The 20,177-nt window shown below is 69.4% G+C and carries 20 protein-coding genes; 12 read left to right on the forward strand and 8 right to left on the reverse strand.

Annotated features, from left to right (window positions below; genetic code table 11):
• Positions 1-199: 199 nt before the first annotated feature.
• On the reverse strand, positions 200-2,224 hold the full coding sequence (gene recQ / locus BU28_RS0118365; protein WP_028720715.1) for a DNA helicase RecQ: 2,025 nt from the start codon (positions 2,222-2,224) through the stop codon (positions 200-202).
• On the reverse strand, positions 2,224-2,517 hold the full coding sequence (locus BU28_RS0118370) for a YggT family protein (RefSeq protein WP_028720716.1): 294 nt from the start codon (positions 2,515-2,517) through the stop codon (positions 2,224-2,226). The genes recQ and BU28_RS0118370 overlap by 1 nt, the downstream gene beginning before the upstream one ends.
• A gap of 132 nt (positions 2,518-2,649) precedes the next feature.
• On the opposite strand from BU28_RS0118370, the gene BU28_RS0118375 reads away from it, so the two are divergent.
• The 6 genes from BU28_RS0118375 (at position 2,650) to BU28_RS0118400 (ending at position 8,332) form a co-directional block, all read left to right on the forward strand.
• Complete coding sequence (locus tag BU28_RS0118375; RefSeq protein WP_028720717.1) at positions 2,650-3,222, forward strand: acyl-CoA thioesterase; 573 nt, start codon at positions 2,650-2,652, stop codon at positions 3,220-3,222.
• A gap of 80 nt (positions 3,223-3,302) precedes the next feature.
• On the forward strand, positions 3,303-4,661 hold the full coding sequence (locus BU28_RS0118380; RefSeq protein ID WP_028720718.1) for an MFS transporter: 1,359 nt from the start codon (positions 3,303-3,305) through the stop codon (positions 4,659-4,661).
• Positions 4,658-5,521 carry a penicillin-insensitive murein endopeptidase gene (gene mepA / locus BU28_RS0118385; protein WP_028720719.1) on the forward strand — a complete coding sequence of 288 codons (864 nt, stop codon included), beginning with the start codon at positions 4,658-4,660 and terminating at the stop codon, positions 5,519-5,521. Before BU28_RS0118380 ends, mepA begins: the two co-directional genes overlap by 4 nt.
• Complete coding sequence (locus BU28_RS0118390; protein WP_028720720.1) at positions 5,494-6,477, forward strand: esterase-like activity of phytase family protein; 984 nt, start codon at positions 5,494-5,496, stop codon at positions 6,475-6,477. The genes mepA and BU28_RS0118390 overlap by 28 nt, the downstream gene beginning before the upstream one ends.
• A gap of 14 nt (positions 6,478-6,491) precedes the next feature.
• Positions 6,492-7,622 carry a serine hydrolase domain-containing protein gene (locus BU28_RS0118395; RefSeq protein ID WP_028720721.1) on the forward strand — a complete coding sequence of 377 codons (1,131 nt, stop codon included), beginning with the start codon at positions 6,492-6,494 and terminating at the stop codon, positions 7,620-7,622.
• Positions 7,623-7,711: 89 nt separating this feature from the next.
• Positions 7,712-8,332 (forward strand): VUT family protein, encoded by a 621-nt coding sequence (locus BU28_RS0118400; protein WP_028720722.1) that lies wholly within the window; start codon positions 7,712-7,714, stop codon positions 8,330-8,332.
• A 353-nt stretch (positions 8,333-8,685) separates the two neighbouring features.
• Here the strand turns inward: BU28_RS0118400 and BU28_RS0118405 are convergent, their stop codons facing one another.
• Positions 8,686-8,868, reverse strand: coding sequence for a DUF3606 domain-containing protein (locus BU28_RS0118405; RefSeq protein WP_028720723.1), 183 nt, complete (start codon positions 8,866-8,868; stop codon positions 8,686-8,688).
• 142 nt (positions 8,869-9,010) lie between these two features.
• Between BU28_RS0118405 and BU28_RS23760 the strand changes: the two genes are divergently transcribed.
• The 5 genes from BU28_RS23760 to BU28_RS0118430 all read left to right on the forward strand — a co-directional run bounded on the left by BU28_RS23760 (position 9,011) and on the right by BU28_RS0118430 (position 13,872).
• A complete protein-coding gene (locus BU28_RS23760) occupies positions 9,011-9,631 on the forward strand; it encodes an SRPBCC family protein (RefSeq protein WP_036763543.1) in 621 nt (206 codons plus the stop codon).
• The gene (locus BU28_RS0118415; protein ID WP_028720724.1) at positions 9,631-10,836 is read left to right on the forward strand and encodes a zinc-dependent alcohol dehydrogenase; all 1,206 of its coding nucleotides are present in this window, start codon (positions 9,631-9,633) and stop codon (positions 10,834-10,836) included. Before BU28_RS23760 ends, BU28_RS0118415 begins: the two co-directional genes overlap by 1 nt.
• Positions 10,829-12,358: an NAD(+) synthase gene (gene nadE / locus BU28_RS0118420; RefSeq protein WP_028720725.1), complete on the forward strand. Its 1,530-nt coding sequence runs from the start codon at positions 10,829-10,831 to the stop codon at positions 12,356-12,358. Before BU28_RS0118415 ends, nadE begins: the two co-directional genes overlap by 8 nt.
• A gap of 66 nt (positions 12,359-12,424) precedes the next feature.
• The gene (locus BU28_RS0118425) at positions 12,425-12,832 is read left to right on the forward strand and encodes a CopG family transcriptional regulator (protein WP_088239160.1); all 408 of its coding nucleotides are present in this window, start codon (positions 12,425-12,427) and stop codon (positions 12,830-12,832) included.
• Between the two features lie 23 nt (positions 12,833-12,855).
• Positions 12,856-13,872, forward strand: coding sequence for an extracellular catalytic domain type 1 short-chain-length polyhydroxyalkanoate depolymerase (locus BU28_RS0118430; protein WP_028720727.1), 1,017 nt, complete (start codon positions 12,856-12,858; stop codon positions 13,870-13,872).
• On the opposite strand, the gene BU28_RS0118435 is transcribed toward BU28_RS0118430, so the two are convergent.
• Positions 13,869-14,453 carry a DNA-3-methyladenine glycosylase gene (locus tag BU28_RS0118435; RefSeq protein WP_051578311.1) on the reverse strand — a complete coding sequence of 195 codons (585 nt, stop codon included), beginning with the start codon at positions 14,451-14,453 and terminating at the stop codon, positions 13,869-13,871. The genes BU28_RS0118430 and BU28_RS0118435 overlap by 4 nt on opposite strands.
• A gap of 143 nt (positions 14,454-14,596) precedes the next feature.
• Here BU28_RS0118435 and BU28_RS0118440 point away from each other — a divergent pair, with 143 nt between their 5' ends.
• Positions 14,597-15,100, forward strand: coding sequence for a cell wall hydrolase (locus BU28_RS0118440; protein WP_028720729.1), 504 nt, complete (start codon positions 14,597-14,599; stop codon positions 15,098-15,100).
• Positions 15,101-15,138: 38 nt separating this feature from the next.
• On the opposite strand, the gene fsa is transcribed toward BU28_RS0118440, so the two are convergent.
• Genes fsa through BU28_RS0118460 form a run of 4 tightly spaced genes read right to left on the reverse strand, consistent with a single transcriptional unit; the run spans position 15,139 to position 20,176 of the window.
• Positions 15,139-15,792: a fructose-6-phosphate aldolase gene (fsa, locus tag BU28_RS0118445; RefSeq protein ID WP_028720730.1), complete on the reverse strand. Its 654-nt coding sequence runs from the start codon at positions 15,790-15,792 to the stop codon at positions 15,139-15,141.
• 11 nt (positions 15,793-15,803) lie between these two features.
• A complete protein-coding gene (locus tag BU28_RS0118450; RefSeq protein WP_028720731.1) occupies positions 15,804-16,529 on the reverse strand; it encodes an SDR family oxidoreductase in 726 nt (241 codons plus the stop codon).
• Between the two features lie 15 nt (positions 16,530-16,544).
• Entirely contained in the window at positions 16,545-18,557 is a 2,013-nt protein-coding gene (gene tkt, locus BU28_RS0118455; protein ID WP_028720732.1) for a transketolase, read from the reverse strand.
• On the reverse strand, positions 18,554-20,176 hold the full coding sequence (locus BU28_RS0118460; RefSeq protein ID WP_028720733.1) for an FGGY-family carbohydrate kinase: 1,623 nt from the start codon (positions 20,174-20,176) through the stop codon (positions 18,554-18,556). The genes tkt and BU28_RS0118460 overlap by 4 nt, the downstream gene beginning before the upstream one ends.
• Position 20,177 lies beyond the last annotated feature (1 nt).

Consider the following 20,177-nt stretch of genomic DNA (forward strand, 5'->3'; position numbering starts at 1 on the left):
CCGCGCTACGGTCGAAGGCGCGGGCGGCGGCCCGGCTTCCAAGCACGGCAGGCTCCCCCAATTGTGCAAACGCGAACGCTGGGTGCAGCATCCCCTGCTCCGGGGGTCGCGCCGAACGGGACCGTTCCGGCGCCTGGCCGCGCGCCTCTGCGCAGCCGGATTGGTCGAAGCGGCACCCCGGGCGCCGCTCCTCGGGGGACTATTCCGCCTCGATCTCGGCTAGGAACGCCGGGCCGAAGCGCTCCAATCGCGCCGGATCCAGATAGCGCGACAGGTCCCGCGGCCTTGCCTCGGCAATGCGGCGCAGGGTCGAGTTGCTGACGGAAAGCGGTTTGCCGGTGCCGTCCTCGCCCCGGGCAAGGCGGGTCTGCACCTCGGCCAGCCGGTCGTAGAGCGCGCCCGAGGCGCGCCCGACCAGCGCCCGGCGCGCGGGATGAAGCGGCGCGACATCCCCCGCGATGACCTGCAGGAAGTCCATCCCGTAGCTTTCCAGCTTTTTCGCGCCGACCCCGTTCACGCGCGCCATCTCGTCCAGGGTGCGGGGGCGGCTTTGCGCCATCTCGATCAGCGTGCGGTCGGGAAAGATGACATAGGCCGGCACCCGGGCCGCCTCGGCCAGGGCGCGGCGCTTGGCCTTCAGCGCGGACAGCAGCGGCGCATCCTCGTCATCGACCTGGGTGCGTACCACGACCGAGGGCGCGGCGCGCTTGACCAGGTCCCGGCGCAGGGTGACGCGGGTCTCGCCGCGCAGCACGGCATGGGCGGCGGCGGTGATGGCCAGCCCGCCGTGGCGTTCGGGATCGGGGCGGATCAGGTCGCGGCCCAGCATCTGGCGCACGATGGCCTGCCATTCGGCGCGGGGCAGGTCGCGGCCCACGCCAAAGGTCGGCAGCCGGTCGTGACCACGGGCGCGGATGCGGTCGGTCGCATTGCCCAGCAGCACGTCGATGACATGGCCCGCGCCATAGCTTTCGCCGGTGCGCAGAACGGCCGACAGCACCTTCTGCGCGGCCTGCGTGCCGTCGAACGTCTCTGGCGGGTCGTCGCAGATGTCGCAATTGCCGCAGGGCATCGAGCTTTCGCCAAAATAGCCGAGCAGCGCGACGCGGCGGCAACTGGGGCTTTCGGCAAGGCCCAGCAGGGCGTTCAGCCGCGCATGGTCGGCGGCCTTGCGTTCGGGAGGCGCAAGGCCTTCGTCGATCTGGCCGCGGCGCAGGCGGATGTCGTCGGGCCCGAACAGCGTCAGCGTCTCGGCCGGGGCGCCGTCGCGGCCGGCGCGGCCGATTTCCTGATAATAGGCCTCGATCGACTTCGGCAGGTCGGCATGGGCCACCCAGCGGATGTCGGGCTTGTCGATGCCCATGCCGAAGGCGACGGTGGCGACCACGATCAGCCCGTCCTCGCGCTGGAAGCGGGTCTCGACCTCGCGGCGCTGGTCGGATTCCATGCCGCCGTGATAGGCGGCGGCCGCCAGGCCGACCTCGTTCAGGGCCTGGGCCAAGGTCTCGGTCTTGGCGCGGGTGCCGCAATAGACGATGCCCGACTGGCCGCGACGCGCCCCGGCGAAATCCAGGATCTGCCGGCGCGGGCCGTCCTTGGGCTGAAAGGCCAGGTGGATGTTCGGGCGATCGAAGCCGCGCAGGAACACCTGCGGCGCGGCGCCGTCGAACAGGCGGCGGACGATCTCGTCCCGCGTCTCGGCATCGGCGGTGGCGGTAAAGGCGGCCAGCGGCACGCCCAGCGCGCGGCACAATTCGCCCACGCGCAGGTAGTCGGGGCGGAAATCATGGCCCCATTGGCTGACGCAATGCGCCTCGTCGACCGCGATGGCCTGCACGCCCGCCCGCCGCAGCATCGGCACCGTCGCCCCCGAGGCCAGCCGTTCGGGCGCGATATACAGCAACCGCAGCGCGCGCGCGGACAGCGCCCGCAGCACCTCGGCGTTCTCGTCCTCGGAATTGCCGCTGGTCAGGGCGGCGGCGGGCACGCCCGCCTCGGTCAGCGCCCGCACCTGGTCCCGCATCAGCGCGATCAGCGGCGAGACGACCACCGTCAGCCCGTCGCGCATCAGCGCGGGCAGCTGATAGCACAGCGACTTGCCCCCGCCCGTCGGCATGATCGCCAGCACGTCGCGGCCTGCGGCCACGGCATCCACGATCTCTTCCTGGCCGGGGCGGAAACCGTCGAAGCCAAAGACCTGCCGCAGCAGGGGCGCGGCGGACATCAGAAGCCGTAGAACCACATCGCGTTGTTGGCTAGCGCACGCTGCGCGATGATGATGATGATGAACACCACCAGGGGCGCCAGATCCAGCCCGCCGGTGTTGGGCAGGATGGCGCGGACCGGGGCATAGACCGGCTCGAGCAGGCGGTTCAGCCCGTTCCAGATCTGCCAGACCAGCGGCTGGCGCAGGTTCAGCACCTGAAAGTTGATCAGCCAGGACATGATGATATGGGCGATCATCACGAACCACACCACGTCCAGTATCAGCATCAGTGCTTCGTAAAGCGTGCCCATCGCATCCTCGCCGGGGTTTCCGGGGGGAGAGGTAAGCCAGCCGCCCCCTTTTCGCAAGCCGTGACGCCGCAGCGTCCCGATTGACGCCCCTGGGCGTCTTGGCTAGCCCCGCCCCGTCAAGGAGGGCCCGCCATGTATCCGATGCTGCGCTTTGCCAAGGAAATGCTGAAGTTCGGCCGCAAGCCCCGGATCGGGATGCTGGTTGCCCATGTCTCGACCCACCGCTGCTGGCCCTGGGACCTCGACCCCTGGGTCGAGTTGAACAACGGCCGCACGCTGACGCTTTACGACCTGGGTCGGGTGCCGCTGGTGGTGCGGACCGGGATCATCGCCACGCTGCGCCGGCAGGGCTGGGGCATCACGGTCGCGGGCAATTCGGTGCGCTATCGCCGCCGCATCCGGGCGTTCCACCGCTTTACCATGGTGTCGCGCACGCTGGGCTGGGACGGGCGCTTCCTGTACATGGAACAAAGCATGTGGCGGCGGGGCGAATGCTGCAACCACATGCTGCTGCGCGGGGCGTTCACCGGCCCGGGCGGCATCGTCTCACCCGCCGAGGTGATGCAGGCGGCCGGCGCCGACCCCGACAGCCCGCCCCTGCCCGACTGGGTCAGGGCCTGGATCGCAGCCGATGCGCAACGGCCCTGGCCGCCCGTCCTGCCCGAGCTTGCCCCCGAAGACCGGGGCGGCGACCTGCCGGGCTGAGGGTTCTTTCCACCGTCACCCACCGCCGCTAGGGTTGCGCGAAAGCGCCCCGCAGGGCGCATCGCCGGACGGGACGGGACATGGACAAGCGCAGGATCTGGGGCTGGTGGTTCTTTGACTGGGCCAGCCAGCCCTATGCCACCTTGCTGACCACCTTCATCTTTCCGGTCTATTTCAGCGAGGTCGCGCGCCAGCATTTCGTCGGCCAGGGCCTGACCCCCGAGGCGGCGGCGGCCCAGACCCAGACGCTGTGGGGCTATGGGCTGGCGATCAGCGGGGCGGTGATCGCGCTGCTCGCGCCGCTTCTGGGGGCCATCGCCGACAGTTCGGGCCGGCGCATCGTGTGGATATACATGTTCTCGGCGCTTTATGTCGCGGGCGCCTGGGGGCTGTGGTTCCTGACGCCGCAGGCCCCGCAGCTTTATCTGGCCGTGTTCTGTTTCGGCATCGGCCTGATCGGATCGGAATTCGCCACCATCTTCACCAACGCGCTGCTGCCCGGCCTTGCCTCGCGCGAGGAAACCGGCCGCGTCTCGGGCTCGGGCATGGCCTTCGGCTATCTGGGCGGCGTGATCGCGCTGTTCGTCATGCTGCTGTTTCTGGCCGAAAGCGCCCAGACCGGGCGCACGCTGATCGGGATCCCGCCGATCCTGGGCCTGGACCCGGCGGCGCGCGAAGGCGCCCGCGCGGCCGGGCCCTTCACCGCGCTGTGGTATCTGGTCTTCATGATCCCCTTTTTCCTGTGGCTGCGCGAGACGCCCGTGCCCCGGCGCCGGCTGCGGCTGCGCGCGGCCCTGGGGGACCTGTGGCGGCTGATCCGGGGCCTGCGCCGGCGTCCGTCGCTGAGCGCCTTTCTGCTGTCGTCGATGTTCTCGCGCGACGCGCTGAACGGGCTTTACGCCTTTGGCGGACTTTACGCGGGCGCGGTGCTGCACTGGCCGGTGATCCTGTCGGGCATCTTCGGGATCGTCGCCGCCATCTCGGCCGCGGTCATCAGCTGGATCGGCGGCCGGGCGGACCGCCGCTGGGGCCCGAAAGCCGTGACGGCGGCCTGCACGCTGGTCCTGATCCTGGTCTGCACCATCGTCGTCGGCATGGACCGCAGCCAGGTCCTGGGCATTCCGCTGACGCCCGGATCGCGGCTGCCCGACGCGCTGTTCTTCGTCTGCGGGGCGCTGATCGGCGGCGCGGGCGGCGTGCTGCAATCGGCCGGCCGCACGCTGGTCGTCCTGCACACCAGCCCCGACCGCGCGACCGAGGTCTTTGGCCTTTACGCGCTTTCGGGCAAGGCCACGACCTTTCTGGCGCCCTTCCTGATCGCGCTGGTCACCGATTTCAGCGGCAATCTGCGCCTTGGCATCTCTCCGTTGATCGTGATGTTCCTTCTGTCGCTGGTTTTGCTAATCTGGGTCAAAGCAAAAGGAGAGGCCGAGCCGTGATCCGCACATTCCTGACCGCAGCGGCCCTGGCCGTCGCGGCCGCCCTGTCTGTTTCAGCCGATCCGCTGGCCAAGGACGTGTTCGGCACCACGCCGGGGCCGACCGGCGGCGCGCCGGCCGCCATCGGCTTTTATTCCAAAGGCTGCGTCTCGGGCGCGGTTGAACTGCCGGAAACCGGCCCCACCTGGCAGGCCATGCGCCTGTCCAGGAACCGCAACTGGGGCCATCCCGAGCTGGTCGGCTTCCTGATCGGCCTGTCGCAGGCCGCCCGCCAGGCCGGCTGGCCGGGCCTTTACATCGGCGACATGAGCCAGCCGCGCGGCGGCCCGATGATGACGGGCCATGCCAGCCACCAGCTTGGGCTGGACGCCGACATCTGGATGCTGCCGCCGCAAACCCTGTCGCTGACGCCCGCCCAGCGCGAAAAGATCAGCTCGCAATCGGTGGTGAACAAGGCCGGCACCGGCCCGTCGGCGCTGTGGAGCACGGCGCATATGCAGATCATCCGCGCCGCCGCCCGCGATCCGCGGGTCGAGCGCATCTTCGTCGATCCCGTCGCCAAGGTCGAGATGTGCCGGATGGAGCGCGGCAACCGGGCCTGGCTGAACAAGGTGCGTCCGATCAACGCCCATGACTATCATTTCCACGTCCGGCTGTCCTGCCCGCCCGGCTCGGCCTGCCGGGTGCAGGACCCGCCGCCGCCCGGCGACGGCTGCGAGGAAGCCGCCGAATGGATCCGCAACAGGATCGACCCCAGCCGCGTCAAGCCGGTGCCGCCCGACCCGAACTATCGCCACCCCCGCAGCTATCGACTCAGCGAGATGCCCCGCCAATGCCAGGCCGTCGCCACCGCCCGCTAGGGGCATCGGGCGCGGTCCTGCGGCAGCCGGTCCGGTCCCTGACGGGGATCGCGCTGGCGCTCGCGGTCGTGCTGGTGTCGCTGACCAATCCCGTCGCCGGCCAGGGGGCGACTGGGCACGACCCCGCCGCCCTGGCCCCGCGCGTCGACCATCTCGGCACCTATGTCTGGCACATCGACGCGCCCGACTTCGGCGGGTTCTCGGGCCTTGATCTGCGCGAGGACGGCAGCCGCTTTACCGCGCTGTCGGACCGGGCGACGCTGCGCTGGGGCCGCATCCTGCGCGACGCCCAGGGCCGGATCGAAGGGGTCGAGGCCACCGGCCACGCCCGGTTGAAGGACAGCGAGGGGCGCAAGCTTGCCCCCGGCTGGCGCGGCGACAGCGAGGGACTGGCGGTGGGATCGGACGGCCGGCTCTGGATCAGCTTCGAGGGGCTGACCCGCGTCGTCCTGCACGACCGCGCCGAAAACCCCGCCCAGCCCCTGCCCCGCCCCGCCGCCTTCAAGGCGATGCAGCGCAATTCCTCGCTGGAATCGCTGGCCATCCTGCCAGACGGCACGCTGCTGGCGATCCCCGAACGGTCCGGCGCGCTGCATCGGCCGTTCCCGGTCTGGCGCTATCGCGACGGCGCCTGGGATCAGCCCTTTTCCATTCCGCGCAGCGGCAACTGGCTGGCGGTCGATGCCGATGTCGGCCCCGACGGCCGGCTTTACCTGCTGGAGCGCGATTTCATGGGCCTTTTGGGGTTCCGCACCCGCCTGCGCCGCTTTGACCTGTCCGACGCGGGCGTCTCGGGGGAACAGGTGCTGCTGACCTCCTATCCGCTGCAATACGACAATCTGGAGGGGCTCGCGGTCTGGCAGGACGGACAAGGCATCCGCGTCACGATGATTTCGGACGACAATTTCAGCCGCTTGCAGCGCACCGAACTGGTCGAATACCGTATCACCGACTGATCCGCTGGGGACCCATGCCGATTGCCGCCATCACCCAAGCCCTTGATCGCGGCATCGACGCCGCCCTGGCCGACGAGCGTATCGTCGGCTGCGTGGTCCTGCTGGCGCAGGGCGGCCGCACCCTGTATTCCCGCGCCGCCGGGATGGCCGACCGAGAGGCCGGGCGCGCCATGACTCCGGACATCTGGCTGCGCTATGCCTCGGTCACCAAGCCATTCACCACCATGGCCGCCCTGCGGCTGATGGCGCAGGGCCGGCTGTCGCCCGACGACCCGGTGACGCGCCACCTGCCCGATTTTCGCCCGGCGCTGCCGGACGGCAGCCGGCCGACGATCACCGTGGCGCAACTGATGGCCCATATGGCGGGGCTTGACTACGGCTTTGCCCAGCCGCCGGGCGGACCCTATGCGCGGGCCGGGGTGTCGGACGGCATCGGCGACACCGGAATCACCCTGGCCGAGAACCTGCGCCGCATCGCCTCGGTCCCCCTGGACCGGGCGCCGGGGGAAGGCTGGCGTTATTCCGTGGCGACCGATGTGCTGGGCGCGGTGATCGAATCGGTCATGGACCAGCCCCTGCCCCAGGCCATGCGCGCGCTCGTGACCGAGCCGCTGGCGCTCGAGGCCGACTTCCTGGCCGACCCGGCCCGGCTGGCGGCGAACTATGCCGACGCCCGGCCCCGCCCCTTGCGGATGCAGGGCCTGACCCGGGTGCCGATCCCGGGCTCGGACGGCCTGATGTTTTCCTATCTGCCGGAGCGCGCGACGGACCCCGACGCCTATCCTTCGGGCGGCGGCGGCATGTCGGGGACGGCGCGGGCGGCGCTGGCGCTTCTCGAGGCGCTGCGGGCCGGACCCTTCCTGCCCGACGCCCTGCGCCGCGCCGCGCTGCAAAACCGCATCGCCGGGCCGCACCCGATGCGCGGGCCCGGCTGGGGTCACGCCTGGGCGGGTGCGGTCCTGGCCGATCCGGCGGCGGCGGGACTGGACCTTGCCCCCAGCAGCCTCAGCTGGGGCGGGATCTATGGCCACAGCTGGATGATCGAGCCATCGCGCGACCTGACGTTGCTGGCCATGACCAACACCGCGACCGAAGGGATGAACGGCGCCTTTGCCGTGGAAATGGCCGCCGCCCTGATGCAATAGGCGTTGACAGCCGCCCCGCGCGGAGCTTATGCGGCCCTGCCCCGAAGACGGGGCCGAGTCTCCGCGACCTTGTCAAAACGGAATCCAACATGTCCCGCATCCTGCCCGGCGTCATCGCCATGGCCATCGTCGTGGTGGCCTCGAACATCCTGGTCCAGCATCTGCTGGGCGACTGGCTGACCTGGGGGGCGCTGACCTACCCCGTGGCCTTCCTGGTCACCGACATCATGAACCGGGTCTATGGCGCCCAGGCCGCGCGGCGCGTGGTCTTTGCGGGTTTCATCACGGGCGTCCTGTGTTCGGTCGTCGCCGCCGGCTTCGACAAGACCACGCTGCGCATCGCGGTGGCTTCGGGCGCCGCGTTCCTTTCGGCGCAGCTGATGGACATCACAATCTTCAACCAGTTGCGAAAATACAACTGGTGGCTACCACCCCTTGCGGGCAGCCTGGTCGGCTCGGTGCTGGATACCGCCGTCTTTTTCACCATCGCCTTTTCGTCGGGACTGACGCCGCTGTTTCCCGGCGACGACGTTTCCTGGGCAAATGAACTGGTTCCGATGCTGGGCCATGGCCCCGTTCAGCCGCTGTGGGTTTCCTTGGCAGTTGCCGATTGGTTGGTCAAAATGGCCCAGGCGATCGTCGCCCTGATCCCCTTCCGGATCATCGTCGGAAATTTGATCGAGAGACGGTCCAAATTCATTGACTGTTAAGACCGCTGTGGCAGGCTCAACCCATACGGCAACACATTGAAAGGAGGTGGTCCAGTGTCGAGAGTGATAGTGGAGAGAGGTGTCGGGACAGTCAGGGGGGCCGTGGCCTAAGGGCAGCCCCAAGGGTCGTGAACCCTGACTGGGACGGTGGGCACCAACCCTAACCGGACCATCTCCTTGGATCTCGCGGGCCGTTTCCAGGAAACGGCCCGTTCCCATTTTCAGCCTTCCTGCGCGCCTTTGCGCCTTTCCGGGGCGCTGTGACGATCCGCCTGGCGCCGGACATGCGAAAAGACGGCTCGCCGGGCGAGCCGCTCGTTTCCGGTGCCGGAGCCCTTTTTCGGAAGCGCCGCCTAGTCGTCCTTCAGCTTCCGTTCGACCTTGCTGCGGCTGTTGCCCTCTGACTTGACCGCCTCGCGGACCTCGTCCCTGGACACGTCCATCTTCTCGGCCTCATACCGGACCTCGTGGTCCTGGCCCCCGGCGACTCGGCTGCGGTCCTGGGCGCGGCCCCGGTCTGTCTTGTGCTGTGCCATGTGCAATCCTCCTGCCGCGTCAACGCCTGAAAGGATGTTCCGTTTCGACGGCCAAGAGCCTCATTAACCTTTATTGCCATGCGGACGGGGAACGGCTTCCGGCCGGGGGTGTTTCGATTGGGCACCAGAATCAGGAGGTCCCATGTCCCGCCGAGAACCTGGCCTGTCCACCGCAGCCACCGTCTTCGCCCTGTCCGTCGGTGCCGGAATGCTTGCCGGCGCGCTTGGACGCCTGCCCCCGAAGGGCCCGCCCGACAGCGCACCCGGACGCACCGCCCGGCGTTCGCAATTCGGCCGCTATCAGGTCGCGGGCAGGACGGTCACCATCGCCGCGCCCTGCGCACAGATCTATCGGATGTGGCGCGATCCCGCCAGCCTGGCCGGGTTCATGCAGAACCTGGCCGGTGTCGAAACCGGGCGGGACGACCGCGTGACCTGGCTGATCGATTCGCCCGCCGGCCAGTATCGCATCGAGACCCGCCTGACCGTCGAGCGGGAAAACGAGGCCCTGGCCTGGCGCTCGGTCGAGGGGTCCGAGATCGAGATCGAGGCCAAGGTCCAGCTGCGCGACGCCCCCGCCGGACGCGGCACCGAAGTCGAGGCGCATGTTGCCTGGCGCCCGCAGTTGGGCATCGTCGGGCACTGGGCCGCCATGCTGCGCGGGACGGACCCGACGATCCGCGGCAAGCATGAACTGAAGCGTCTGAAGATGCTTCTTGAAACCGGCGAAATCGCCACCTCGGAAAACCGGAAGGCAGTCTGATGCGCGCTTTGACCTGGCATGGAAAACACGATGTTCGCGTCGATACCGTCCCCGATCCCCAGATCGTCAATCCTCGGGATGCCATCATCGAGGTGACGGCGACCGCGATCTGCGGCTCGGACCTGCATCTTTACGACGCGGTGATCCCCGGCCTGAAACCGGGCGACATCCTGGGCCACGAATTCATGGGACGGGTGGTCGAGGCCGGCCCGAAATCCACCCTGAAGAAGGGCGACCGGGTGGTGGTGCCCTTTACCATTTCCTGCGGCGCCTGCTTTTTCTGCGCGCAGGGGCAGTTCTCGGCCTGCGACAACTCGAACCCGGTCGAAAAGCAGGAGGCGTCCGAACTGCTTTATGGCCATGCGATGAGCGGGCTTTTCGGCTATTCCCACATGACCGGCGGCTATCCGGGCGGACAGGCCGAATATGTCCGGGTGCCGTTTTCCGACGTCGGCCCCATCGTCATCCCCGACGGCGTGCCCGACGAACAGGTTCTGTTTCTGTCCGACATCCTGCCTACGGGCTGGATGGCGGCCGAGAATTGCGACATCCAGCCCGGCGACACGGTGGCCGTCTGGGGCTGCGGCCCGGTCGGCCTGTTCGCGGTCCAGTCGGCGCTGCTGATGGGCGCGGGCCAGGTCATCGCCATCGACCATTATCCCGGCCGGCTGGAGCTGGCGCGGGGCTTGGGTGCGCAGGTCATCGACTATCGCAAGACCCATGTGCTCGAGGCGCTGATGGAGATGACGGGCGGCATCGGCCCCGACGCCGTGATCGACGCCGTGGGCATGGAAAGCCACGGCTTTTCCCCCGATAACCTGCTGGATGCGCTGAAGCAGAAGGTGGGGATGGGCGCCGACCGGGCCCACGCGCTGCGCATGGCGCTGATGGCGGTCAGGAAGGGCGGCCGCGTCTCGATCCCCGGCGTCTATGGCGGCTTGGCCGACAAGTTCCCCCTGGGCGCGCTGATGGAAAAGGGCCTGCAGATCCGCACCGGCCAGACCCATGTGCAGAAATACACCCAGGAGCTTCTGCGCCGCATTCTTGAGGGAGAGATCGACACCACCTTCCTGATCTCGCACCGCCTGTCGCTTGAGGATGCGCCGACGGGCTATCGCAACTTCCACGGCCGGCAGGACGAATGGACCAAGGTGGTGATGACCCCCGGCACCGCGCCTGCGCAAAAAGGTGGCGCCAATGGCTGAGGATGAGGGGCTTTATGCGGAAATCCTGACGCTGTCGCGTCAGGCGGGCAATGGCGGGCTTGCGCCGTGGTTCGGCAGGCGCCTGCGCGAGCAGATCGGACAGGGGCTGTTTCTGGACGAGGCTCGCCTGGGTCAGCTTCGCGACCGGGTCATTGCCGAGCTTTCGGACTATCGCCAGCAGGCCGGCATCGGCACCGCGGTGCTGGGCATGTCGGGCGGCGTCGATTCCGCCCTGACGGCGGCGCTGTTCAAGAAGGCCGGCTGGCGCGTCATCGGCTTTACCTTGCCCATCCACCAGAACGCCGAGGAAACCGAGCGCGGCGTCGAGGCCTGCCAGGCCCTGGGGCTGGAGCATATCCATGTGGACCTCTCCCCCGAATACGAGGCGATGGTGGCGGGCCTGGGCAAGGTCGATGAGACCCTGTCCGAGGCCGATACCGTGCCGGCGCGGACGCGGCGGGGCAATCTGCGCGCCCGGCTGCGGATGATGACGCTTTATGACCAGGCGCACCGCTTTGGCGGGCTGGTCGCCAGTACGGACAATTTCTCGGAGCTTGGGGCCGGGTTCTGGACGCTGCACGGCGACGTGGGGGATCTGGCCCCGGTCCAGGGCCTGATCAAGTCATGGGAGATTCCCTGGCTGGCCCGCGCCGTCGGCGTCCCGGAAAAGACCTGGCGCGCCAAGCCCACCGATGGCCTGGGCATCGGCGCGGGGGACGAGGCGCAGATCGGCGCCACCTATCTGGAATGGGACATCATGATCTTTGCCCTGGCACAGGCCCTGCAACAGGCACCCCGCGCCAAGTCCGAGGATCTGGCCGCGCTGCTGGAGATCGGCGACGACGCCCATGCCCGCAAGATCCTGGACACCGTGCTCGCCCGGCTGCGCATGACCTGGCACAAGCGGATCAACCCGATCCGGCTGGACCATCCGCTGGCGGACCGTTTTGCGCTGCTGGACCGCACCGACGAGGCGCTGTTCCGTCCCACCGTGCTGCAGCGCGACGAGGCCGCCCTGGACTTTCCCGCCTCTGTTCACGCCGTCGCCCTGGACCTGTGCCGCCGGCTTGAGGAATGCGGATTGCGGGTGGTGACGGCCGAATCCTGCACGGGCGGGCTTCTGGGGGCCAGCCTTGCCGCGGTGCCGGGCAGTTCGAAACAGCTTGAGGGCAGCTTCGTCACCTATTGCGAATCCCTCAGGGTTCAGGCGCTTGGCGTGTCGCAAGACGTGATCCGCGAACACACCGTCTATGACCCCGAGGTGGCGCGCCAGATGGCCGCCGGCGCCTTGGCGGCAGCGCCAGAGGCGGAGCTTGCGATGGCCACGACCGGGGTTGCGGGTCCCGATCCCGACCAGGGCAAGCCCGCCGGCTATGTCTGCATCGCCGCCGCCCTGCGCGGCCATGACCCGGTCGCACGCGAATTCACCTTTCAGGGCGGGCCTCAGGCGGTGATCGCCCAGGCCCTGTCGGCCGCGCTGGAAATGGGGGTGGCCGCTCTGCCGCGGGACGGGAAGGGCTAATTGGGTCCAACCCTTGAAACACGCGTTTCCTCCATCCATATACCATCCATGTGGATGGAGAAAACGATGTCGGCGCTCAAGGAAAAGACCTCGGACACGGAAAAGATCACCATCAACCTGGGCTTTGTGGACCTGGGCCGCATCGACCTGTTGGTGCAGGAAGGGTTCTATTCGAACCGCAGCGACTTCATCCGCACGGCCATCCGCAACCAGCTCGACAGCCACCGCGAGGTCGTCGCCCGGACGGTCGAACGCCACACGATGGACATGGGCCTGCGCGACTTTACCCGCGCCGAACTGCAAGCGCTGCGCGACGCGGGCGAGGTCCTGCATGTGCGCGTCCTGGGCCTTGCGCGCTTTGCCCGTGACATCGACCCGGACCTGGCGCGGGCCACGATCGGCTCGATCTCGGTCCTGGGCGCGCTCCAGGCCAGTCCCGAACTCCGCAAGGCCCTGGCCGACCGCACCCTTTAGCCCCCCTCACCAAGGAATATATGATGAACCCCTTCGATATCGGCACCCTGCGCCAGGCCATGGACACCCTGCGGTTCGAGGGGGCGAACGATCTGGTGCAGCGCACCCTGTCGCAGCACGGGCTTGCGATGCCTCTGCCCGCCTCGGGTCCGGCAGCCGAGGCGCCGACAAGCGACGCGCTTGCGTCCGGGGCCAGCTTCACGGCCGACCGCTTTGCCTGCACGGCGGGCACGCGCGACTACCTGACCTATGTGCCCGCGTCGGCGGCGCAGGGGACGCAGGGGCTGGTCCTGATGCTGCACGGCTGCACCCAGACCCACGCCGATTTCGCGCGCGGCACCGGCATGAATGCCCTGGCCGAGGAACACCGGCTGATCGTCGTCTATCCGCAGCAGGCGCGGGGCGACAATGCCCAGTCCTGCTGGAACTGGTTCAGCCGGGGCGACCAGCGCCGTGGCCGGGGCGAGCCCGAGATCCTGGCCCAGCTTGCGGCCGAGGTGGCCCGCGCCCATGCCGTTCCGGGGGATCGCGTCTTTGTCGCAGGCCTGTCGGCCGGGGCGGCGATGGCGGTCATCCTGGGCCAGACCCATCCCGATGTCTTCGCCGCCGTGGGCGCCCATTCGGGCCTGCCCTTTGGTGCGGCCAAGGACGTGCCTTCGGCCTTTGCGGCGATGAACGGCACCGCGGCGCCCGAAGCGATGCCGGGCCATGATCCGGTCCCGACCCCGACCATCGTCTTTCACGGCAGCGCCGACCGCACCGTGCATCCGGCGAACGGGGACCGGATCGCCGCCGACGCGCTGGCCGCCGGGCCCGAACAGACCCTGTTCGACCGCACCGCCGGCAAGGCCGGTGCCCGCAGCTATGTGCGCGAAACCACCCGCACACCCGAGGGCGACGCCCTGCTGGAACGCTGGGCGATCGACGGCCTGGGCCATGCCTGGTCGGGTGGGGACCCTGCCGGGTCCTATACCGACCCCCAGGGCCCCCGGGCCAGCGCCGAGATGGTGCGGTTTTTCCTGGAACTGAAGGGCGCCTAGGGCCCGGCGCCGGCCCGGGGAAAGGGGCGGCTCAGCCCGGCGGCGCCGGCAAGCCCGAAGCGCCAGGGCAGGTCCTGGGCCTTGCTGATGCCGATGCGCGGCCCGGCCACCACATCGGGCGTCACCTCGGCCAGGGTGATCGCCAGCGCGTCCCCATCAAAGGGCGCGCCGTCGTCCTGGGGCGTGATCCCCAGCGCCTGGGTCAGCCGCCCCGGACCGTTGCACAGCAAAGGGCTTTGGCGGCGCTGCCGCATCAGGTCCAGCCCCCGCTGCGGAGCCAGAGCCCGGATCAGCACCGCCTCGCCCGGGCGGGCCACGACGTTCAGGCACAGATGGATCCCGTAGGAGCGATAGACATAGGCACGCCCCGCCGGGCCGAACATCGACGCATTGCGCGGGGTCGGGCCGCGAAAGCTGTGGGATGCGGGGTCGTCCCGGGCGTAAGCCTCGGTCTCGATGATGATGCCGCCGGTGCCCCGGACATCGAGGCTGGCCCCGATCAGGCGCCGCGCCAGATCGACCGCGCCCAGCCCGGCGATCCGGTCGGCAAGGGATGGGTGGGTCAGCTGGGCCTCCGGCATCGCATCAGGGTCATGCCCCCAAGATAGGCATGCCCACCGGGCCGCCAAGGGGGTGCCCCGCAAGCGATCCATGTTGATGGCCCAATCCGGCTGCGGTAAGCATCGCGTAACGATAACAAACACCATGAGCGGCAGGAAACCCGATGACGATCCCGCGTTCGACGTTGCGCATGGGCGCATCCCTTGCGGTTGCGCTGGCCCTGCTTGCGGGCTGCGGCCTTTCGCGCCGGCACAGCGAGCTTGAGTGCATGGAACGGGCCATGTATTTCGAGGCCAACCGGTCCAGCCGCGACGGGCTGATCGCCGTCGGCAGCGTGGTGATGAACCGGGTCGAATCCGGCCAGTATCCCCGCACGGTCTGCGGCGTCGTCGGGCAAAGGAACCAGTTCGCGCCGGGCATCATGACCCGGCGGATGGACAAGGCCCCGCCCCAGGTCCGCGAGGCGGCCCGCGCCGTCCTGCGCGGCGAACGCCATCCCATGATCGGGAACGCGATGTTCTTTCACGCCGCCAGCCACAGGTTTTCCTATGACAACATGCACTATGTCCTGGTGGCGGGGGGCAACGCCTTCTACGAAAAGCGCAAAAGCCACCTGGTGACGCAGCCCGTCCCCCCGGCGCCGATCGAGGCGATGTTCGCGCGCTAGGCGCGGGGTCCCCAGGACCCCGGCCCTTTCCCTTGCCCCTACAGGATCGACTGGCCGGTCGCGGCCCAGTCCTTGCTGAACTGCTCCAGCCCCTTGTCGGTCAGGACATGCTGGGCCAGCGCCTTGATGACCCCCGGCGGCACCGTCGCCACATCGGCGCCAGCCAGGGCCGCCTCGCGCACATGGTTCGGCGTGCGGATCGAGGCCGCCAGGATCTGCGTGTCGAAGCTGTAGTTGTCGAAGATGGTGCGGATGTCGTGGATCAGTTCCATCCCGTCCAGGTTGATGTCGTCGAGCCGCCCCACGAAGGGCGAGACATAGGTCGCCCCCGCCTTGGCCGCCAGCAGCGCCTGGTTGGCCGAAAAGCACAGGGTGACATTGGTGCGGATGCCCGCCTTGGCAAAGTGGCGGCAGGCCTTCAGCCCGTCCAGCGTCAGGGGCAGCTTGACCACGACATTCGGGGCGATGGCGGCCAGGTGCGTGCCCTCGGCGATCATGCCCTGGGCATCCAGGGCCGCCACCTCGGCCGAGACGGGACCTTCGACCAGGGCGCAGATCTCGGCGATGACCTCCTTGAAGTCGCGCCCGGACTTGGCGATCAGCGAGGGGTTGGTCGTCACCCCGTCCAGCAGGCCATAGTCGTTCAGCTCGCGGATGTCGGCGATGACGGCGGTATCGACAAAGAATTGCATGGGATTTCCTTTCAGACGGACAGGAAGCCGCCGTCGACCGGCAGCACCGCGCCGGTGATCATGCGGCTCGGGTCGGACAGCAGCAGGGCGATGCTTTCGGCGACCTCGTCGGCCTCGGCAAAGCGGTTCAGGGGGTGGCGCACCATCATCGGCGCGCTCTTGGCGGGGTCCGACCAGGCCTCGGCGGCCAGTTCGGTCAGGGTGATGGTCGGGGCAACCGCGTTCACGCGGATGCCATGCGGGCCCAGTTCGCGGGCCATGACGCGGGTCGCGCCCTCAAGCCCGGCCTTCGAGGCGGCATAGCACAAGTGATCCTGAAAGCCGCGGTGCCCGGCGATCGAGGTGATGTTGACGATGGCCCCGCCGCCCCCCGCCGCGACGCGCGCGCGGGCGAATTCCTGGCAGGTCAGCAGGGCGGCGCGCAGGTTGATGCCCAGGACGGCCTCATAGCCCGCCTCGGTCATGTCCAGGACGCTTTCCAGCACGTTGATGCCGGCGCTGTTGATCAGGTAATCGGCCGTCCCCGCCTCGGCCATCGCGGCGCGGGTGGCGGCGGCATCGGCCAGATCGACCGGGATCGAGCGGCCGCCGATCTCGGCCCGCAGGCTGTCCAGGTCGGACCCGGTGCGCGACAGGGCCACGACCTCGGCGCCCTGGGCGGCCATCAGCCGGGCGCAGGCGCGGCCGATCCCCTTGCCCGCGCCGGTGATGATGACGGATTTTCCCGAAAACTGCATGATGACCTCGTCAGGTTAAGCCAGAAGGATCTTGGCGCGCGCCACGATGGCCGCGGCGGTGATGCCGAATTGTTCGTAAAGCACCGGCGCCGGAGCCGAGGCGCCAAAGCCGCGCATCCCGATCACATCGGCGTCGCTTGCGACATAGCGCGTCCAGCCGAAGGTCGAGGCGGCCTCGACGGCGATGCGGGGCGCGTCGCCCAGGACCGCGCGGCGATAGTCGCGGGACTGCTCCTCGAACAGCTCCCAACTGGGCATCGAGACGACCGCGGCGCGGATGCCCTGCCCGGCAAGTTCGGTGGCCGCCTCGACCGCCAGCGCGACCTCGGTTCCGGTGGCCAGCAGCGTCAGGTCGCGGGTCTGCGCGTCGCCATGGATGACATAGGCGCCGCGCGCCGACAGGTTCCTGTCGCCCGACAGGCGCAACTGCGGCACGTTCTGGCGCGACAGCGCCAGCAGCGAGGGCCGGTTGCGGCTGCGGAGCGCCAGTTCCCAGCATTCCAGCGTCTCGACGGCATCGGCGGGGCGGAACACGTTCAGGTTTGGCATGGCGCGCAGGGACGCCAGATGCTCGACCGGCTGGTGGGTCGGACCGTCCTCTCCCAGGCCGATGCTGTCGTGGGTCATCACATAGATCGTGCCCACCCCCATCAGCGCCGACAGCCGGATCGCGTTGCGGGCATAGTCGGAAAACACCAGGAAGGTTCCGCCATAGGGGATCAGCCCGCCGTGGCAGGACATGCCGTTCATCGCCGCGCACATGCCGAATTCGCGCACACCCCAGGACACATAGCGCCCGTCGTAGCGGCCGGGCTGAAAGTCGCTGTCCACCGCCTTGACCCGCGTCAGGTTCGAGCCGGTCAGGTCGGCCGAGCCGCCGATCATCTCGGGCAGGGCGGCGGTCAGGCTGTCCAGCGCGATCTGGCTGGCCTTGCGCGTCGCGACATTCTGGGGCGCGGCGTAAAGGGCCGCGCGCGCCGAGGCCAGGGCCTTGTCCAGCGCCTCGGGCATCGCGCCCGCCATGCGCCGGGCGAACTCGGCCTGCGTGTCGGCGTCGCGTGCCGCCAGCCGGGCCTGCCAGGCGGCGCGTTCGGGCGCGCCGCGCCGGCCGGCCTCGCGCCAACGCGCCAGCAGGTCGCCCGGGATGGCGAAATCGGCGTCGGGCAGACCCAGGGCGGTCCGGGCGGCGGCCCGCTCGGCCGGTCCCAGCGGCGCGCCATGCACGTCGTGGGTGCCCGCCTTGGTCGGAGCGCCCAGGCCGATCACCGTCCTGAGCCGGATCAGCACGGGGCGGTCGGACCCTTTCGCGGCGGCGATGGCCGCGTCGATCCGGTCGACGCTGTGGCCGTCGCAGGCCAGCACCTGCCAGCCCGCCGCGACAAAGCGGCCGGTCACATCCTCGGTGAAGGCCTTGTCGGTCGGGCCGTCGATGGAAATGCCGTTGTCGTCGTAAAGCACCACCAGCCGGGACAGCTTCAGATGCCCGGCCAGCGAGATCGCCTCCTGGCTGATCCCCTCCATCAGGCAGCCGTCGCCGGCAAAGACCCAGGTGCGGTGATCGACCAGATCGTCGCCGAAGCGCGCGTTCAGCGCCCGTTCCGCCATCGCCAGGCCCACCGCCATCGCCAGCCCCTGCCCCAGCGGGCCGGTCGTGACCTCGACCCCCTTGGCATGGCCGTATTCGGGATGGCCGGCCGTGATCGCGCCCCATTGGCGGAAGTTGCGGATCTGGTCCAGCGTCATGTCGGCAAAGCCGGTCAGGTGCAGCAGGCTGTAAAGCAGCATCGAGCCATGGCCGTTCGACAGCACGAAACGGTCGCGGTCGGGCCAGTCGGGATCGGCAGCGTCGAATTTCAGATGCCGCGTCCACAGCGCGGTCGCCGCCTCGGCCATGCCCATGGGCGCGCCGGGATGGCCGGAGCGGGCCGCCTCGACCGCGTCCATCGACAGGGCGCGGATGCAGTTGGCCATCGCAAAGCTGTCGCCCCCCGCACGGGCAGCGGCCAGGGCGTCGGTCAGGTCTTTCATGGGGAAACACGCTCCTCGGTGGACCGGCGGATCTCGCGCGCGGTCCGTTGCAGGGTCAGGAAGGCGGCATGGCGCGCGTCGTGCAGCGCCCGAGTGGCGGGGTCCGGGGTGCACCGCGTGGCGATGCGCGACATGGCGGGCATGGTGCGGCCCAGGTCGGGGAACAGCCCCGCCGCGACTGCGCCCAGCATGGCCGAGCCCAGCAGCACGGGTTCGGGCGACTGCGTCACCTCGACCGGCAGGCCGGTGGCGTCGGCCAGCAGTTGCCGGGTCAGGGGATGGGCCCCCGCCCCGCCGCTGACGGCGATGGTCTGGACCGGCGCGCCGTGCCGCGCCTGCGTCTCGATGATCTGGCGCAGGCCGTAGCCCAGCCCGCAGATCCCCGCGACATACAGCGCGACCAGCGCGTCCGGCTCGGTCTCCATCCCCAGGCCCATGATGACGGCGCGGGCATGGGGGTCGGCAAAGGGTGCGCGGTTACCCAGGAATTCGGGCACGACATGCAGCTGGTCGGCCAGCCGCACCGCCTGGCTTGGCGAGGCCGCAAGCGCCAGTGCACGGTCGGCCAGCCAGTGCGGCAGCGCCTTGCCCTGGGCCTCGGCCAGCGCGGCCGCGCGGGCGGAGGCGGGGTGCATCTGCACCAGCTGGTCGATGGCGGCGCCGGCGGCGGACTGGCCGCCCTCGTTCAGCCACATGCCGGGTACCATGGCCGAGAAGTAGGGGCCCCAGACCCCTGGCACGAAGGCGGGGTCGCGCGTCGTGGTCATGGTGCAGGACGAGGTGCCGAAGACATAGCCCAGGCAATCGGTCGCCTCGCCCCCGGCGGCGACGGTGCCGACGCCGCCGGCATGGGCGTCGATCAGCCCGGCGGCGACCGCCGTGCCGGGACGCAGGCCCATGGCCGCGGCCGCCTCGGGGGACAGGCCCCGGCCCAAGGCGGTCCCCGGGTCGACCACGCGGGCGCCGATCCGGGCAAAGCCGTCATCGGCCAGATCGCCCAGCCCGATCTGGCGGAAATAGGACCCGTCCCAGCGGCCTTCATGCGCCAGATAGGTCCATTTGCAGGTGACGGTGCAGGCGGACCGCTCCAGCGCGCCGGTGGCCTTCCAGGTCAGGAAATCGGTCAGGTCCAGGAAATGCGCCGCCATCCGATAGATCTCGGGCCGGTGCTCGCGCAGCCATACCAGCTTCGGCGTCTGCATCTCGGGCGAGATGCGCCCCCCCACATAGGCCAGTACGGCGTGGCCCTGGGCGTTGATGCGCGCGGCCTGATCGACCGCGCGATGGTCCATCCAGACGATGATGTCGCGTTCGGGGTGGGCCGGGTCGCCGACCGGCAGGCCCTGCCCCGAAGGCCCGATCACCGCCAGAGAACAGGTGGCGTCGAAGCCGATGCCCGCGACCTGGGCCGGGTCGATCCCGGGCTGCGCCACGCTGTCGCGGACGCTGTCGCAGACCGCCTGCCAGACCTGTGCGCTGCATTGCTCGGCGATGCCGCCGTCCTCGCGGTGCAGGGCGATGGGGCGTCTGGCGCTGGCCAGCAGCGCCCCTGTCCGGTCGAACACCCCGGCCCGGGCCGAGCCGGTGCCCACGTCGATGCCGATCACATACTGGTCCATG

Origin of the sequence: Paracoccus yeei ATCC BAA-599 (assembly GCF_000622145.1) — a bacterium.
Classification (GTDB): domain Bacteria; phylum Pseudomonadota; class Alphaproteobacteria; order Rhodobacterales; family Rhodobacteraceae; genus Paracoccus; species Paracoccus yeei.